Below are 17,812 nucleotides of genomic sequence, written 5' to 3'. Positions count from 1 at the left end.
TGTATATATGAAGACTACAGAAGTAAAAATTGGAAATAGAGTTATTGGAGGAGATAATCCAATCCTTATCCAATCTATGACAAATACAAAGACACAGGACGTTGCAGCTACTGTTGCCCAGATAAAAGAGCTTGAAAAAGCAGGCTGTGACATCATTCGCTGTGCTGTTCCTGATATGGAAGCAGCAAAAGCTATAGCTGAGATAAAAAAGCAGATTAGCATTCCTCTTGTTGCAGATATTCATTTTGACTATAGACTTGCAATTGCTGCTATCGAAAACGGTGCTGATAAGATTAGAATTAATCCTGGTAATATTGGAAGCCAGGATAGAATCAAGGCTGTTGTAGATGCTGCAAAGGCTAAAAATATTCCTATCCGAGTTGGCGTTAATTCTGGCTCTTTAGAGAAAAATCTTGTGGAAAAATACGGTGGAGTTACTGCTGAAGGTTTGGTTGAATCTGCCCTTGATAAGGTAAAGATTATTGAGGATATGGGATATGATAATCTTGTAATCAGTATTAAATCCTCTGATGTTATGATGTGCGTTAAGGCTCATGAATTAATAGCAGATAAGACTACACATCCACTTCATGTTGGTATTACCGAGGCGGGTACTGTTAAGGCTGGTAACATTAAGAGTGCCTGCGGACTTTCAATGATTCTTTCGCAGGGCATTGGTGATACAATTAGAGTTTCACTTACCGGTGATCCTATAGAAGAGATTAAATCAGCCAAGCTCATTCTTCGTACACTTGGTCTTAGAAAGGGTGGAATCGAAGTTGTATCTTGTCCAACCTGTGGACGTACACAAATAGATTTAATCGGCCTTGCAAATAAGGTAGAAAATCTTGTTGAAGAATTTTCTGATTTAGATATTAAAGTAGCCGTTATGGGCTGCGTAGTAAATGGCCCAGGCGAAGCAAAAGAAGCCGACCTCGGCGTAGCCGGTGGCATTGGCGAAGGCCTCCTCATAAAGCATGGTGAAGTCATCCGCAAAATGCCCGAGTCCGAACTTCTTGGCGCCCTCCGTCAAGAACTTATCGCCTGGCCTCGCCCACAATCGTAAAGTAATAAGTGAGGGGTGTACACAGTCTAGGCAGGCGCGAGCAAGAGGGCCCCATACCGAGTGAGGACCTACTGGACCGGAGCGAAAGTATGGGAGATGGCTTGCGGGAGCTTTGAAAACCTAAATAACACCCCTGCTCAAACCCCCGGACTAAACCCCTGGAGATATGTTATGGATCAAATGAGTTTTTATGATGTGTTTCCAAATATGGATACGGAAAACGATCTTGAGACTGCCTTAAGTGACGCCACTGTCACTAAGGTAAGTACAGGTCGTAACAAAGATGATATACGTATATACGTTACTTTTAATACGTTGATTCCAAAGCGCCGTATTTGGCATTTGGAAAAATCCATTAAGAAACAATTCTTCCCAAACAATGGTGTTACAATCAGAATTCTAGAAGACTTTGATTTATCTAGTCAGTACACACCATCTAATCTTATAAGTTCATACAATGATAGTATTTTAGAGGAGCTAGAAGATAGAAGTGCTCTTCTTTTTAACATATACAAAAAAGCAGATTTAGACATTACTGATGATGGCCATCTAAAGGTTACTATCGAAGATACTGTTATTGGCAGAGAAAAGGAGCATGAGCTTTTCGATGTGCTTCATTCTATTATCTGCCGTAGATGCCATCAGGACGTAGTAATTGATTTTGCTTACAAGGAGCCTGTTAAGAGTAAGTATCTGGAAAATGCAATCAAGGAAATGGAAAACAAGATTGCTGCCATCAATTCTAGAACTAATGCTGTTGAGGAAAAGGCAGAGGAGAAAAAGGTTGCCGAAGCTTCCAAGGATAATGTAGAAGAGAAGGAAGAGCCTCAAAAGATTATTAAGCCACTTACTAAATCTGATGACCCTGATGTTATTTACGGAAACGAGATACTTGAAAATGCCACACCACTTGAGGACATCAATGGTGAACAGCTTGGACCAATTATTATTCGTGGTCAGCTTACAGCTCTAGAGTTTAGAGAAACCAAAAAGGGTGGATACTTCGGAACAGGAGCTATTACAGATTTTACAGATTCTATTTCTATTAAGTTCTTCTTTAGCGATGCAGACCAGGGACGTCAGCTTGAGAGTGCTCTTAGTGTAGGTGGTTTTTACAAGATTTCTGGTAAGCTTGACGAGGATATGTATTCTAAGGAGCTTACTGTTGGTCGTATAAATTCCATTCAAAAAATTCGTGATTTTAGGGTGGTAAGACAGGACAATGCTGTAGATAAGCGTGTAGAGCTTCACTGTCATACCAAGATGTCGGATTTCGATGGTGTATCAGAAATAACCACAATCATCAAGCGTGCTATGGACTGGGGCCACAAGGCTCTTGCTATTACAGACCATGGCGTAGTTCAGGCATTCTGTGACGCAGACCACATGAAGGGACTTGGAGATTTCAAGGTTATCTATGGCTGTGAAATCTATTTGGTAGATGATACTAAGCAGATTGTCACAAACGATAGAGGCCAGTCCCTTAGAGGGGAATTTGTTGTATTTGATATTGAGACTACAGGATTTAATCCTCGTACCTGCAAGATTATTGAAATTGGTGCAGTAAAGATTGTAGATGGTCAGGTAGTTGATAGATTCTCTGAGTTTGTAAATCCTGAGGTTCCAATTCCATACAAGATTACTGAACTAACTTCTATTAAGGATGAAATGGTAGAGGATGCTCCAACAATCGATGTTATTCTGCCTAGGTTCATGGAGTTTTGTAAGGGTACCGTGCTGGTTGCTCACAACGCAGGCTTTGATACAAGCTTTATCAAACACAATTGCAAATTGCTTGGCCTTGAATATGATTTCACACATGTGGATACAGTAGAGATGGCCAGATATCTCCATCCAAATATGGCAAGATTTAATCTTGATGCCGTATGTAAAGCTGAAAATCTTGTGAATGAGCACCACCACAGAGCGGTAGATGATGCTGAGGTTACCTCCAAGATTTTTGAAAAGTTTATTGTCAAGCTTGAAGCAGAAAACATATTTAATCTTACCGAGCTTAATGCCCACAGCAAGCCAGGTCCAGAGCAGATTAAAAAGATGCGAAGCAACCACTGCATTGTGCTTGCTAAAAACGATTTAGGACGAATCAATCTTTACAGGTTAGTTTCTGAATCTCATTTATATTATTTCAGTAGACATCCGAGAGTGCCAAAGAGCCTTCTTGAGGAATGTAGAGAGGGACTTATTATTGGTTCTGCCTGCGAGGCTGGTGAGCTTTATGATGCCATAGTTGATGGCAGGGATGAATCAGAAATTATGCGTATTGCTAATTTCTATGATTATCTTGAAATTCAGCCTGTGGGAAATAATGAGTTTATGATTCGCTCGGAAAAGAGTAAATATGAGCATATCAATTCTGTAAAGGATTTGCAGGAGATAAATAAACAAATTGTTGCTTTAGGCGAAGAATTAAACAAGCCTGTAGTTGCCACATGTGACGTGCATTTCCTTGATCCTGAGGATGAGGTATATAGACGAATTATCATGGCTAATAAGGGCTTTGATGATGCTGATCAGCAGGCACCTTTGTATTTGCATAGCACAGATGAAATGCTTGAAGAGTTTGCATATCTAGGCCTTGCAAAGGCCCATGAGGTAGTAGTAGAAAATACCAATAAGATTGCAGATATGTGCGAGCGCATTCATCCAGTTCGACCAGATAAATGTCCTCCAGTTATCGAACATTCGGAGGAGGATTTACGACGCATTTGCGAAACCAGAGCACATGAGGTTTACGGTCCTGAGCTTCCAGAAATAGTATCAGCCCGTCTTGAGCGAGAGCTTAATTCTATCATTGGTAATGGCTATTCCGTTATGTATATTATTGCTCAGAAGCTGGTTTGGAAGTCCAACGAGGATGGATATCTGGTAGGCTCCCGTGGTTCTGTAGGTTCATCCTTTGCTGCCACAATGGCTGGTATTACAGAGGTTAATCCATTGCCACCTCATTATAGATGTCCTAACTGCTTCTATGTAGATTTCGATGGACCAGAGGTGCAGGATATTGTAAACCAGGGACTTTCCGGTGTAGACATGCCAGATAAGATTTGCCCTAAGTGCGGCAAGCCTCTTGCTAAGGATGGATTTGATATTCCATTTGAAACCTTCCTTGGATTCAAAGGTGATAAAGAGCCTGATATCGATTTGAACTTCTCAAACGAATATCAATCGAAGGCTCATAAATATACAGAAGTTATTTTCGGTGATGGTCAAACCTTTAAGGCTGGTACAGTTTCCACTCTTGCTGATAAAAACGCCGTAGGTTACGTGCTTAAGTATTATGACAAGCGTGATATCAGAAAACGTCGTGCTGAAAACGAACGTCTTGCAAAGGGTGTTGAAGGTGTTAAATCTACCACAGGTCAGCATCCAGGTGGTGTAGTAGTTCTTCCAAATGGTGAGGACATTTATTCCTTCACACCTGTTCAGCATCCAGCTAATAAGGATACGGATATTGTCACCACTCACTTCGATTACCATAAGATTGATGCCAACCTGCTTAAGCTTGATATCCTAGGACATTTGGATCCTACCATGATTAAGCGATTAGAGGATTTGACAGGAATAGATGCTACAAAGATTCCTTTAGATGATAAAGGGGTTATGTCCCTTTTCCAAAGCACGGAAGCACTTGGAATTACACCAGACGATATTATGGGAACACCTCTTGGTACACTTGGAATTCCAGAGTTTGGTACTGATTTTGCCATGCAGATGCTTGTGGAGGCAAAGCCTAAGTATTTTACGGACTTGGTTCGTATAGCAGGTCTTGCCCATGGTACTGACGTATGGTTAGGTAATGCCCAGGATCTTATCTTAAACGGTATTGCTACCATCACGGAGGCCATTTGTACTCGTGATGATATCATGGTTTATCTTATTCATAAGGGCCTTGATCCAGCGGAATCCTTCACCATTATGGAGCGTGTACGTAAGGGTGTTGTAGCAAAAGGAAAATGTGATGAATGGCCAACCTACAAGCAGCACATGCAAGAGCATGGAGTGCCAGATTGGTACATTGGTTCCTGCGAAAAGATTAAATATATGTTCCCAAAGGCTCATGCTGCTGCCTACGTTATGATGGCTTGGCGCGTTGCCTATTGTAAGATTAATTATCCATTGGCATATTACGCTGCCTTTTTCTCAATCAGAGCTGGTGGTTTTGATTACGAAAAATGCTGTCTTGGTAAGGCTAGATGTGAGCAGGAAATTAAATACTATAAATCTCAGTCAGATTTATCTGCAACTGATAAAGATATATTAATTGCCCTTCGTCTTTGTCAGGAAATGTATGCAAGAGGTTTTGAATTTTTACCTATGGACCTATACCAATCTGACTCAAGATACTTTAAAATAGTAGATGGGAAGCTACTTCCTCCATTCAATGTTATTTCGGGAATGGGTGATAAGGCTGCCGAACAATTGCAGATTGCTGCAAGTCAGGGTAAATTCTTATCTCAGGACGAAATTAGAGATAGAGGAAAGGTTTCTCAGACAATTCTTGATAAAATGATTGAACTTGGAATCGTAAAGGATTTACCTAAGTCTAATCAGCTTTCACTATCAGATTTCTTTAACCTTTAACGGGGAGGGCAGGTAAATGAAGGTAGTAAAAAGGATTATCATTTTAGTTGTTGCATTAGGTATTATTGGAGGTTTAGGTTATTACAAATATATTAATACCGTCACCTATTTCAACGAGCCAGGCACCGTAGGAAATACCACTGGTAATCTATACGGAAATGGTCTGTTCTGCGAGAATGACGGTGTTGTATATTTTGCCAATCCAAATGATTACAGTAGGATTTATAAAATGAATCCTGATGAATCAGATATTGAAGTATTAGCTAATGACAGTGTTTATTTTATAAATGCTGATTCTCACTATCTTTATTACAGCCGTAATGGTAATAGAGACTATTCGCAGATGGGTTTTTTAAATGTAAACATTAATAGCCTTTGTAGAATGTCTAAAAGAAATGGTAAAGTCATCATTTTAGATGATGCGAATTGTAATGCTGCTGCACTTTGCGATAACAAAATAGTTTATTTCCACTATGATGCTGAAGATGCAACATCAGTCTATACTGTTAAAATAGATGGAAGCGAAAGAGAGCAGCTTACAAAATCAGCAATTGATCCACGCTGTATTTATAATGGAAGACTATATTATTCCGGTGTAGAGCATGATCATAACCTACACAGCATGAACCTTGATTCAAAAGATTCGGCATTTGTTTCTTCAGAAAATTTATGGTTGCCTATTATTGACGGTAATAATTTATATTACATGAATCTTGACGATAAGAATCGTGTATACCGTAGCACATTATCAGGCGAGAACAAAACAGGCATTACCACCTATGGAACAAGTGGCTACAATGTGGCAGGCAATTATTTATATTATCAGTCAATCAAGGGAAATCCAGATGGAATATACAGAGTGGACTTAACCAGTGGAGCAGAAATACTGCTGGCTGAAGGAGAGTATAATAATATCAATGTAACTAGTAAATATGTATATTTTGCAGATTATCGATCAGGTACTACCTTCCATTCGCCTGTGGGAAGCAATCAGGTAGAACTGTTTGATCCGCCTATTATACCGCTTGATGATTAGGAGACTTATGAGAGATTTAGGGGAATTAAGAGAAGATATTGACAAGGTAGATAAGGAGATACTTAAGTTATTTACCGAAAGAATGGAGCTGGCCTGTCAGGTGGCAGAATATAAAATTGCCACAGGCAAAAAGGTTTACGATAAGGCTCGCGAGGATGAAAAACTTGCAAAGCTTGCTTCTTACGTAGACGACCCATTCAACGCTCAGGCTGTACATGAATTATATACTCAGATAATGTCCATTAGTAGAAAGAAGCAGTTCGCTATTCTTAGGGATAATGGTGTTAGCTTTGATACAGGATTTACACAAATCCAGGACTTCGATTTTTCTGATGCTACGGTTTGCTTTCAGGGAGTGCAGGGAGCTTATTCCCAGCTTGCCATGCTTGCTTTTTTTAATGAAGATATGAAGGACAGCTTCCATGTAGATTTGTGGCGGGATGCTATGGATGCCATCAGCGATGGTAGAGCAGACTATGCCGTGCTTCCTATCGAAAACAGCTTGGCTGGTTCAATAGAAGAAAATTTTGATTTACTTTCTGAATACAATGTTGCAATTATTGGAGAGCAGATTTTAAAGGTGAATCACGCCCTTCTTGGAATAAAGGGAGCTACAATAGATGATATTAAAACCGTCTATTCTCATCCAAAGGCAATTTCTCAATGCGAAGGTTACATTAGAACAAAGCACCTCGATTGGGACGTTAAAAACCTTAGAAATACAGCCATGTCTGCCATGAAGATTCGTGACGATGGGGACATTACCCAGGCTGCAATCGGAAGTAAATATAATGCTATTCTTTATGATCTTGATATACTCGAAGAAAATATCCAGGATGATAAGAATAACGAAACAAGATTTATTATTGTTTCAAAGGATAAGAAATATAGAAAATCAGCAGATAAAATCAGCCTATGTCTGGAAATCAGTCATCAGCCAGGAAGTCTTTATCGTATACTTTCAAATCTTATCTTCAATGGAATTAATATGAACAGAATAGAATCACGACCAATTAAGGGGGTTAATTGGCAGTATAGATTCTTTATTGATATTGATGGCAATCTTAATGATGAAGCCGTCAGAAATGCGCTTATTGGTCTTTCCGAAGAATGCGTAAGTGTTAGAGTACTAGGTAACTACTAGAAGATAAATGGGGGAATTTATGAAACTATTTGCTAGCATTTATATAGGTTCTTATGAAACTACTATGAAGGTGTTTGAAATAGGTAAGCAGAAGGGGATTAAGACTATTGACACTCTTAAAATCCCTTCTGATGTTATTAAGGATATTCTGTCAGTAGGTAAGATTCTGCCTGAAACTACTGATAAATTATGTCGTATTCTAAACGATATGAAACGCACCATGGAGGGCTACAAGGTAGATAGCTTTTCCATTGTTGCAGGGCCAAATATTAGGCTTGCAAGCAATTCTTTAATTGTTCTTGAACAGATTAAGGTTCACACAGGCTTTTCCGTTACAGTATTATCAAATTCAGAACAGAGATTTTTAGGATATCAGGCTGCCGCTGCCATTCCAGATTTTGAGGAGATTATTTCAGATAGCGCAGTCATGATTGATGTAGGCGGAATTTCTCTTCAAATCACCTTCTTTTCAAAGGGTAAAATCGTAACTACACAACACCTGTCTTTGGGAACAGTTTCGATTAGTGAAAATCTGAAGAAGCTTGGAACAGCTTCCAGCAATTCACTAGAGCAGACCTACGAGATGATGTACAAGGAGCTTGAGGTATTTAAAACCATGTTTTTAAATGACCTTGAACCAAAGTACATGATTCTTTTAGGAGTGCAGGTTAGTGCTATTGCAGAGCGCTTGTCTGGCTTTACCTCCAGAAAAGTTAAGATAAAGGACTATATGGAGTTTTTAAATAAAATTAATAAAAACTTCATCCGAAGCTTTGAATCAGAAAATGATGTTTATTTAGATAATAAAGGCTTTGTGGAGCCAGTTGTAATGCTTTATAAAGCTTTGGCTTTAACCTTAAATCCATCCATTGTGTATGCACCAGGTGTGTCCATAAGTGAGGGCATTGCCTACAACCATAGCTATTCGAAAAAATGGCTGACTGCTACACATGATTTCGAAAACGATATTATATCTGCTGCCTGGGCTATTGCAAAAAGATATGGCAGCTATCAGCCTCATCTTAAGGCTTTGTATAAGCTTTCCTCAGAAATATTTGATGCTATGAAAAAGTATCATGGCATGGGAAAAAGAGAGCGTATTCTGATTCAGTGCATAGCTATATTGCATGATTGCGGAAAATATATTTCCTTGGCAGAAGCCTCCAACTGTTCCTACACTATAATTATGGCCTCTGAGATTTTAGGCCTTAGTCATAAGGAAAGAGAGCTTGTAGCAACCACTGTAGAATACAATAGAAAAAATGTTGCACCTTACGAATATCTTTCAGATAGATTTACACAGGATGAATATATTGTAATTCTAAAGCTATTAGCTATTTTGAAGGTGGCAAATGCCCTTGATCGTTCGCATAAGCAGAAAATCAAAAATGTATCCATGAAGGTAAAGGATGGAGAGCTTGTGATTTCCATAGAAGCTAACAGCTCTCTTGCCTTGGAAAAAGGATTATTTAAAAAGAACGCGGATTTCTTTGCAGATATATTCTCTATAAAACCTGTTCTTAAGGATAATGGAAAGCTTTAGGAGGTAATATGGCAAATAAATTAAATCTATCAGATCCAAAATATTATGATAATAGAGAGCTAAGCTGGCTTAAATTCGAGCTTAGGGTTTTAAATGAAGCCATGGTGAAGGATTTGCCTATTTTGGACCGTGTAAAATTTGTAAGTATTACATCTTCAAATTTAGATGAGTTTTTTATGGTCAGGGTAGCCTCTTTAAAGGATATGGAGCACGCTGGTTACACAAAGCCTGATATTGCTGGAATGACACCTACAGAGCAGCTGATTTGCATAAATGAAAAGACAAGAGAATTGGTGGATTTACAATATAATATTTTTGGCAAGCACCTAAATCCGATCCTCAAGGAAAATGGAATTATTATATATGATAAGTATGAGGACTTAAATGAAGAACAGTTAAAGTTTATTGATTCCTTTTTCATGAGTCAGGTTTATCCGGTTCTTACGCCAATGGCCTTTGATGCTTCAAGACCATTTCCACTTATTCGAAACAAGTCCTTAAACATAGCTGCCTTGATAGAAAAGAAAAAGGATAGCACTGTTGCAGGAAGAACCAATGATGATGTTGAATTTGCCACAGTTCAGGTGCCATCAGTACTGCCACGATTCGTAGCACTTCCATCTGATGAAAAAAGCCATGATTGCTTTATTCTTTTGGAGCAGATAATCGAGCATAATATGGACAAGCTGTTTTTGAATTACAATGTGGTGGCAGCATCTCCATATCGAATCATGCGTAATGCCGATTTTTCTATTGATGAAGAGGGCGCAGAGGATTTGCTGCTTGAAATAGAAAAGCAGATAAAGTCCCGTCAATGGGGTGAGGTTATTCGACTAGAGGTTGAATCCACCATTAACAAAAAGCTGCTTTCAATTCTTAAGAAGAATTTGGGTGTAAATGAAATTGATATCTATAAAATAAAGGGGCCAATAGATTTAACCTTCCTTATGAAGCTTTATGGAATTGAAGGGCGTGACAATCTTAGACAGCCAGCCTTCAAGCCACAGGAGAACCCAAGGCTTCGACCAGGTGAAAAGATTTTTGATGAAATTAAAAAGGGTGACATTTTATTACATCATCCTTACGAGACCTTTGATCCTGTAGTTGATTTTGTGGCCCAGGCAGCCTTTGATCCTCAGGTTCTTGCGATTAAACAGACCTTATACCGAGTCAGCGGTAATTCTCCAATTATCGCAAGTCTTGCACATGCTGCCGAAAATGGTAAGCAGGTTACTGTTTTAGTTGAACTAAAGGCTAGATTTGATGAGGAAAATAATATCATCTGGGCAAAGAAGCTTGAAAAAGCAGGGGTTCATGTAATATATGGTCTTGTTGGACTAAAGACTCACTGTAAAATCGCCCTTGTTGTACGCCGTGAGGAAGATGGTATTCGTAGATATGTACATCTTGGCACAGGAAATTATAATGATTCTACAGCAAAGCTTTACACAGACTGCGGCATGTTTACCTGCAACGAAACCTATGGTGAGGATGCTACCGCTGTATTTAATATGCTATCAGGATATTCAGAGCCAGAAAGCTGGAACAAACTGGTAGTTGCCCCATTATGGCTTCGAGATACCTTTATCAATCTTATCAACAGGGAAATCAGTCATGCCAAGGAGGGTAAGGAGGCAATTATTATTGCCAAGATGAATTCTCTCTGCGATAAGCAGATAATTGAAAAACTCTATGAAGCAAGCTGTGCAGGGGTAAAGATTCAGCTTATTATTAGAGGAATCTGTTGCCTTAGAACAGGAATTCAAGGCGTTAGCGAAAACATACATGTAACCTCAATTGTAGGAACTTACTTAGAGCATGCTAGAATTTTTTATTTCTACAATAATGGTGTAGAAGATATTTACATGGGCTCTGCCGATTGGATGCCACGTAACTTAGACAGACGTGTGGAAATTATTTTTCCAGTAGAGGATGAGGCTCTAAAGTTAAAGGTTAAGCACATTCTTGATGTTCAGCTTGCAGATAATCTTAAGGCTTATCAGATGACAGATGATTCTACTTATGTTAGAATAAAGCCGCTTCGTGGAAAGAAGGCAGTAGGTGCACAGGATACCTTCTGCAAAGAAGCAAAAAGAAATAATGAGCCAGAAGTAGACTTCTTAAACAAACGAACATTTACACCAATTCTAGCAAATGAGGTTATCGATGAGTAGAAAGCTATTAGCCGTTGATATGGACGGTACACTATTTAATGATGATAAGACTATTTCAAAGGAGAATCTTCAGGCTATTACCAAGCTTTTAGATGCTGGCCATGTTTTTGCATTTAATACTGGAAGACCAAATCATGCATTAAGAGAAATCTTGTCTGTTTATGATGAGTTTAACAGAGATAATGTTTTTATACTTGGTCATCAGGGTAATATCGGTACTAAATTCGATAGTGATGAAGCCTTATTTGGCGATTACCTAGATAATAACGATGCAAGAGAAGTAATAACAGAGGTTTTAAATTCCGGTTTTACCTGCGTTACGTTTGACGCCACACACATTTATACATTTAATGACAATTGGTTTGTAGAAAGCTATAAAAAGCTTTCAGGGGAACAGCTGGTTTATCTGTCCAGCGTAGACGAACTTAAAGGAAAGAACATTACAAAGCTTATTGCAATAGACTATGATCATCCTGAAAACTTACAGGCCTTTAAGGATGAACATGAGGCTGTCTATGGAGATCGATTCGAAAGCTTTTTCTCACATTATGCATTTTTAGAGTACATTAAAAAGGGTACCGGAAAGGGCGATGGTGTTAAAAAGCTTGCTGGTATTATGAATATTTCCATAGAAGATGTTGTAACTGTAGGTGATGAGAGAAATGATATCAGTATGGTGGAAGCTGCTGGCACTGGTGTAGCAGTCGCAAATGCCAGAGAAGAGCTTAAAGCCGTAGCTGATTACATTACTGAAAACGACAATAATCATGGGGCAATAGCAGAAGTAATTGATAAATTTATATTTTAATTTCCAAAAACTGTTGACGTAACATAGGTTTTATGTTAAATTATCAATGTTGTGAAAACAAAGTAGAGTATCCACTCTCACCTTAGCACTTGTTAGTGACTCGGGTTTATATTTCACACAAACCTTGTTTGTGATGATTTATGGTGGATATTCTGTATCCACTATTTTTTTATTATTTGGAGGTAGTACCATTAGCGATTTAATGATTAATGAGCAGATTCGTGACAAAGAGGTTCGTGTAATTGGCTCTGATGGGGAACAGCTTGGCATTATGTCAGCAAGAGAGGCACAGAAGATTGCCGATGATGAAGGTTTAGATTTAGTTAAGATTTCACCTAAGGCAAATCCACCAGTGTGCAAGATTGTAGATTACGGTAAATACCGCTATGAGCAGGCACGCAGGGAAAAGGAAGCTAAGAAAAAGCAGCATGTTGTTGAGGTAAAGGAAATACGTATGTCTCCAAACATTGATGCTAATGATATGAACACAAAGGTAAATGCAGCTAAGAAGTTCATTTCGAAGGGTGACAAGGTTAAGGTTACACTTCGTTTCCGTGGACGTGAGATGGCTCACATGCAGTCTTCTAAGCACATCTTAGATGATTTTGCAGAGGCACTTGCTGATGTTGCAGTAGTGGAAAAGGCACCAAAGATTGAAGGCCGTAGTATGAGTCTGGTGCTTACAGAAAAGAAATCGTAATACAGGAGGAATTTATCATGCCAAAGATGAAGACAAGAAGAGCAGCTGCAAAGCGCTTTAAGGTAACAGGAACAGGAAAGCTTAAGAGAAACAAGGCATACAAGAGCCATATCTTAACCAAGAAGACTACAAAGAGAAAGAGAAATCTTCGTCAGTCAGCTATCGTTGATTCAACAAATGTAAAGAACATGAAGAAAGTACTTCCATACATCTAAGATGTTGGTAGTGTAATTGATTTTTGGTTAGGAGGAATTTAAAATGGCAAGAATTAAAGGCGGATTAAACGCTAAGAAAAGACATAATAGAACATTAAAGTTAGCAAAGGGTTACAGAGGCGCTAGAAGCAAGCAGTATCGTGTTGCAAAGCAGTCAGTTATGCGTGCCCTTACATCAGCATACGCTGGTAGAAAGCAGAGAAAGAGACAGTTCAGACAGCTTTGGATCGCTCGTATCAATGCTGCAGCTCGTATCAATGGACTTTCATACTCTAAGTTCATGTACGGTCTTAAGCTTGCAGGTGTTGAAATGAACAGAAAGATGCTTGCTGAGATGGCAGTTAACGATGCTGAAGGATTTGCTAAGCTTGTTGAGCTTGCTAAGTCTAAGGTTGCAGCTTAATCTTAACATGATGAAAAATGCTCTTATCAGATTGATTCTGATAAGAGTTTTTTTATTGCAAAAAAACATTTAATACATATTTCCAAAAATTTGAGTAATTTATGATTATTTTTGTAAAAAATTTACTTTTATTCGACTTTTATTATTGATAGATATCTGTTAATCTAATTACTGAATTTATTTTAAGGAGGATAAAACTATGGCTATATTAGTTACAGGTGGTGCAGGTTTTATTGGAAGCCACACATGTGTTGAGCTCCAGCAGGCAGGTTATGATGTAGTTGTTTATGATAATCTTAGTAATTCATCAGAAAAGTCTTTAAAGAGAGTTGAGGCAATCACAGGAAAGCCTGTTAAATTCTATAAGGGGGATATTCTTGATAGAGATAGATTAAATGAAGTATTCGAAAAGGAGCAGCTTGATTCATGTATTCATTTTGCAGGTCTTAAGGCAGTTGGTGAATCAGTTGCAAAGCCTTGGGAATACTACGAAAATAATATTGCAGGTACACTTACGCTTGTAGATGTTATGCGTCAGCACAACTGCAAGAATATTATCTTCTCATCATCAGCTACAGTTTACGGTGATCCAGCAGAGATACCTATTACTGAGAATTGCCCAAAGGGACAGTGTACAAATCCTTACGGATGGACCAAGTCAATGCTTGAGCAAATTCTTTCAGATATGCAGAAGGCTGATAATGAGTGGAACGTTGTACTTCTTCGTTACTTTAACCCAATCGGTGCTCATCCATCAGGAACAATGGGAGAGAACCCAAATGGTATTCCAAACAACCTTATGCCATACATTACACAGGTAGCAGTAGGAAAGCTTCCAGAACTTGGTGTATTTGGTGATGATTACGATACTCCGGATGGTACAGGTGTACGTGATTACATCCATGTAGTAGATCTTGCTAAGGGACATGTTAAGGCTCTTAAGAAGATTGAAGAGAATGCAGGTCTTAAGATTTACAATCTTGGAACAGGTGTTGGATACTCAGTTCTTGATATTGTAAAGAATTTCGAGGAAGCTAATGATATTAAGATTCCTTATTCTATTAAGCCACGTCGAGCTGGTGATATTGCAACATGCTATTCTGATGCTACAAAGGCTAAGGAAGAGCTTGGTTGGACAGCAGAGTACGGAATTAAGGAAATGTGTGCAGATTCTTGGAGATGGCAGAAGAATAACCCAAATGGTTACGAAGACTAAAATGCCTTCCCCCTAAGTAGGGGGAAGGTGCCCCTTCGGGGCGGATGAGGGTATGAATAGAAGGCTCTTTTGATAAATTAAAATATGGTAATAGTATTCATGAAAAATTTCTTTAAAAATTTTCAAAAAACCTGTTGACTTATCTTTCAATCCATAGTAATATAACACTCGTCGCAAGCGACAGAAACAATTTGGTTCCTTGGTCAAGCGGTTAAGACGTCGCCCTCTCACGGCGAAAACAGCGGTTCGATTCCGCTAGGAACTGCTAAAAGCACTCGATAATTCGAGTGCTTTTTTGTTATATAATCTTATGGATAAACGCTGTTACTATTAGATATTATTAAGTGTGAATTTTCGAGTGTATTCTGTTGGAAGAGGAGCTTTGCTTTTTGCTGTTTGTACAGCTCTGTAAATATCGCTTGAATATATATCTGATTTATAGGTTAAATCATTAGGACGTGTAAGTAGTGGCACTTTTTTATATTCTTTAATTGCAGATAAAAGAGCAGCTCCATTTTTGCTAAATCCTAGCATTCGTATATACGATATATATCCTTTATTTTTAGCTACTTCAAAATCATCCCAGGTTATGTCTAATAGAATATGGCACAGGACGCGGCTAATTTTTGAATAGGTATTGTTTTTAGATTTGAGTAAATCACAAAACTGGGTAAAGGAAATAAATTTACCCTTTGAATTATTAATCCTGTCAGAAAGGTCCTTGTTGCAATCAAGGTAATTGCTGAAATCCAAAGTAGACAAAAGCTTGTAGTGTAGCATTTCTGAAATAGAATCTGGGTTAATGGCTATAGCTTTTTCGTATATTTTTTTTGCAGTCTCTGGTACGGCGGTTATGACACCCTGTTCATTGAGATTTTTTCTGATGGCAGATGCGGAACTGATTTCTCCAGTCAATTCTGTTGAATTATAATCATTTCCCTGTCGCTTTATGATGGCTATATCCATATTAAGCTTGTTTGCGTCGATATACCTGCAATATTCAAGCCCAAGTATGTTATTTGGGCTACTAATCAATTCGGCGGGAATATGAGCTTCTAAGGCCTTTGAACGGGCTGTAGCGAAGCTTTGGCCGGAGGCCATGGATTTGCGTATACTTTCGTCTAATTGACCGCTGTTTTCTAATTCATTAAGTTTTATAGCGCAGCTTTTAAACATATTTACATCATCGCATTCTGCGCCAAATAATATAGTATCAACTACATTTGTTGCGGCTAGAAGAGCCACTCCGGCTGAAGCGAATTCTCTAGCAGAGCTTGTCGCAAAAATAGTAGGAATTTCTAAAATAATATCTGCTCCACATTTAAGAGCGGCCTCTGCTCTTACATATTTATCGTAGCAGGCAATTTCGCCTCGTTGGGTAAATGAACCTGACATTGCGACTACTACTGTATCGGCACTAAGCACCTTTTTAGCATAATCTATTTGGAATTTATGGCCGTTATGGAATGGATTATATTCTGCAACTATTCCTATAGTCATCTTGTTCCTCCGAAAAAACTTTTATTATGTACATTATACATGAAAATTATGTTGTGATGATACCATTTAGTGGTATAATATACTAGTTATGAGAAAAATTTTAAAGAAAGAAAAATTTCGACAAGAAAGGATTTTTTACTATGAAGATTTTAGTAATCAACTGTGGTAGCTCATCTCTTAAGTATCAGGTGATTGATTCTGAGAGCGAGCAGGTACTTTGCAAGGGTCTTTGCGAGAGAATTGGTATCGATGGACGTATCGTATACCAGAAAGCTGGTCTAGGTAAGGAGACAACAGAAATCTCTATGCCTACACACAAAGAGGCTGTAGCAGCTGTTATTGATGCTATTACTAACGATAAAACAGGCGCTATTGCATCTCTTGATGAAATCGATGCTGTAGGTCACAGAGTTGTACACGGCGGTGAGAAGTTCGCTGCGTCTGCTCTTATTACAGATGAAATGATTAAGGTTGTAGAAGAGTGTAATGACCTTGCTCCACTTCACAACCCAGCAAATATCATTGGTATTAATGCATGTCGTGAGCTTATGCCAGGTAAGCCACAGGTTGGTGTTTTTGATACAGCATTCCACCAGACAATGCCTAAGGAAGCATACATGTATGCAGTTCCTTACAAATATTATGAGAAGTACGGCGTTCGTCGTTACGGCTTCCACGGAACAAGTCACAGCTATGTTTCAAAGCGTGTAGCTGAGATGGACGGATGTGATCTTAAGAACTCTAAGATTATCGTTTGCCACATCGGTAACGGTGCATCTTGCTGTGCAGTATTAAACGGTGAGTCTGTAGATACTTCAATGGGTCTTTCACCACTTGAGGGTCTTGTTATGGGAACACGTTCAGGTGATATCGATCCTTCAGCTGTTGAATACATGGCTAAGAAGGAAGGTCTTGATTTCGCAGGTGTTATGAACGTACTTAACAAGGAATCAGGTGCACTTGGTGTTTCTGGTATTTCATCAGACTTCCGTGACCTTATCGCAGCTTCTGCAGAAGGAAACGAGAGAGCACAGCTTGCTATGGATATGATTGCATATCGTATCGCTAAGTATGTTGGTGCATACGCAGCAGCTATGAACGGTGCAGACATCATCTGCTTCACAGCTGGTCTTGGAGAGAACAATGCAGGTCTTAGAAAGGCTGTATGTAACCACCTTGGATTTATGGGCGTTGAGATTGATGATGAAAGAAATGATGTAGCTGGCGAAGAGAGACTTGTTTCATCTGATTCTTCAAAGGTTAAGGTATACGTTGTACCTACAAATGAAGAGGTTATGATTGCTAGAGATACAGCTGCAATCGTATCAGGAAAATAATTTTCTTAATTGCTTTGTTAATTTTGAAAAAATGTTTGACAAGAAATATAAAGCTTAGTATAATTGAG

At 38.7% G+C, this 17,812-nt stretch carries 13 protein-coding genes and 1 tRNA gene; 13 read left to right on the top strand and 1 reads right to left on the bottom strand.

Translation table 11 applies throughout. From position 1 onward, the window contains the following. The first annotated feature begins 7 nt into the window (after nucleotides 1–7). From ispG to BM097_RS02445, 12 genes are all read left to right on the top strand, one after another. On the top strand, nucleotides 8–1,066 hold the full coding sequence (gene ispG, locus BM097_RS02500) for a flavodoxin-dependent (E)-4-hydroxy-3-methylbut-2-enyl-diphosphate synthase (RefSeq protein ID WP_090545560.1): 1,059 nt from the start codon (nucleotides 8–10) through the stop codon (nucleotides 1,064–1,066). 171 nt (nucleotides 1,067–1,237) lie between these two features. Next, nucleotides 1,238–5,668 carry a PolC-type DNA polymerase III gene (locus BM097_RS02495; protein ID WP_090545558.1) on the top strand — a complete coding sequence of 1,477 codons (4,431 nt, stop codon included), beginning with the start codon at nucleotides 1,238–1,240 and terminating at the stop codon, nucleotides 5,666–5,668. Nucleotides 5,669–5,684: 16 nt separating this feature from the next. After that, on the top strand, nucleotides 5,685–6,704 hold the full coding sequence (locus BM097_RS02490) for a DUF5050 domain-containing protein (protein ID WP_090545556.1): 1,020 nt from the start codon (nucleotides 5,685–5,687) through the stop codon (nucleotides 6,702–6,704). A gap of 7 nt (nucleotides 6,705–6,711) precedes the next feature. After that, nucleotides 6,712–7,848, top strand: coding sequence for a prephenate dehydratase (gene pheA, locus BM097_RS02485; RefSeq protein WP_090545554.1), 1,137 nt, complete (start codon nucleotides 6,712–6,714; stop codon nucleotides 7,846–7,848). A gap of 19 nt (nucleotides 7,849–7,867) precedes the next feature. Beyond that, complete coding sequence (locus BM097_RS02480) at nucleotides 7,868–9,391, top strand: Ppx/GppA phosphatase family protein (RefSeq protein ID WP_177197342.1); 1,524 nt, start codon at nucleotides 7,868–7,870, stop codon at nucleotides 9,389–9,391. Nucleotides 9,392–9,399: 8 nt separating this feature from the next. Beyond that, the gene (locus BM097_RS02475; protein ID WP_090545550.1) at nucleotides 9,400–11,565 is read left to right on the top strand and encodes an RNA degradosome polyphosphate kinase; all 2,166 of its coding nucleotides are present in this window, start codon (nucleotides 9,400–9,402) and stop codon (nucleotides 11,563–11,565) included. Beyond that, nucleotides 11,558–12,373: a Cof-type HAD-IIB family hydrolase gene (locus BM097_RS02470; protein WP_177197341.1), complete on the top strand. Its 816-nt coding sequence runs from the start codon at nucleotides 11,558–11,560 to the stop codon at nucleotides 12,371–12,373. Before BM097_RS02475 ends, BM097_RS02470 begins: the two co-directional genes overlap by 8 nt. Nucleotides 12,374–12,575: 202 nt before the next feature. Continuing rightward, the gene (gene infC, locus BM097_RS02465) at nucleotides 12,576–13,073 is read left to right on the top strand and encodes a translation initiation factor IF-3 (protein ID WP_028243828.1); all 498 of its coding nucleotides are present in this window, start codon (nucleotides 12,576–12,578) and stop codon (nucleotides 13,071–13,073) included. 17 nt (nucleotides 13,074–13,090) lie between these two features. Continuing rightward, nucleotides 13,091–13,288 (top strand): 50S ribosomal protein L35, encoded by a 198-nt coding sequence (gene rpmI / locus BM097_RS02460; RefSeq protein WP_028243827.1) that lies wholly within the window; start codon nucleotides 13,091–13,093, stop codon nucleotides 13,286–13,288. A gap of 43 nt (nucleotides 13,289–13,331) precedes the next feature. Next, nucleotides 13,332–13,691: a 50S ribosomal protein L20 gene (rplT, locus tag BM097_RS02455; protein WP_090545544.1), complete on the top strand. Its 360-nt coding sequence runs from the start codon at nucleotides 13,332–13,334 to the stop codon at nucleotides 13,689–13,691. A gap of 199 nt (nucleotides 13,692–13,890) precedes the next feature. Beyond that, entirely contained in the window at nucleotides 13,891–14,907 is a 1,017-nt protein-coding gene (galE, locus tag BM097_RS02450) for a UDP-glucose 4-epimerase GalE (RefSeq protein WP_090545542.1), read from the top strand. Nucleotides 14,908–15,100: 193 nt separating this feature from the next. Beyond that, nucleotides 15,101–15,172: transfer RNA gene (locus BM097_RS02445), tRNA-Glu, on the top strand. A 65-nt stretch (nucleotides 15,173–15,237) separates the two neighbouring features. Here BM097_RS02445 and BM097_RS02440 read toward each other — a convergent pair. Continuing rightward, on the bottom strand, nucleotides 15,238–16,407 hold the full coding sequence (locus tag BM097_RS02440; protein WP_090545540.1) for a tRNA(Met) cytidine acetate ligase: 1,170 nt from the start codon (nucleotides 16,405–16,407) through the stop codon (nucleotides 15,238–15,240). A 140-nt stretch (nucleotides 16,408–16,547) separates the two neighbouring features. Between BM097_RS02440 and BM097_RS02435 the strand changes: the two genes are divergently transcribed. After that, the gene (locus BM097_RS02435) at nucleotides 16,548–17,744 is read left to right on the top strand and encodes an acetate/propionate family kinase (protein WP_090545538.1); all 1,197 of its coding nucleotides are present in this window, start codon (nucleotides 16,548–16,550) and stop codon (nucleotides 17,742–17,744) included. Nucleotides 17,745–17,812 lie beyond the last annotated feature (68 nt).

The sequence above is a fragment of the Pseudobutyrivibrio sp. OR37 genome, from assembly GCF_900113655.1.
In the GTDB taxonomy this organism is placed as follows: Bacteria; Bacillota; Clostridia; order Lachnospirales; family Lachnospiraceae; genus Pseudobutyrivibrio.
This window is presented reverse-complemented; position numbering and strand designations above follow the sequence as displayed.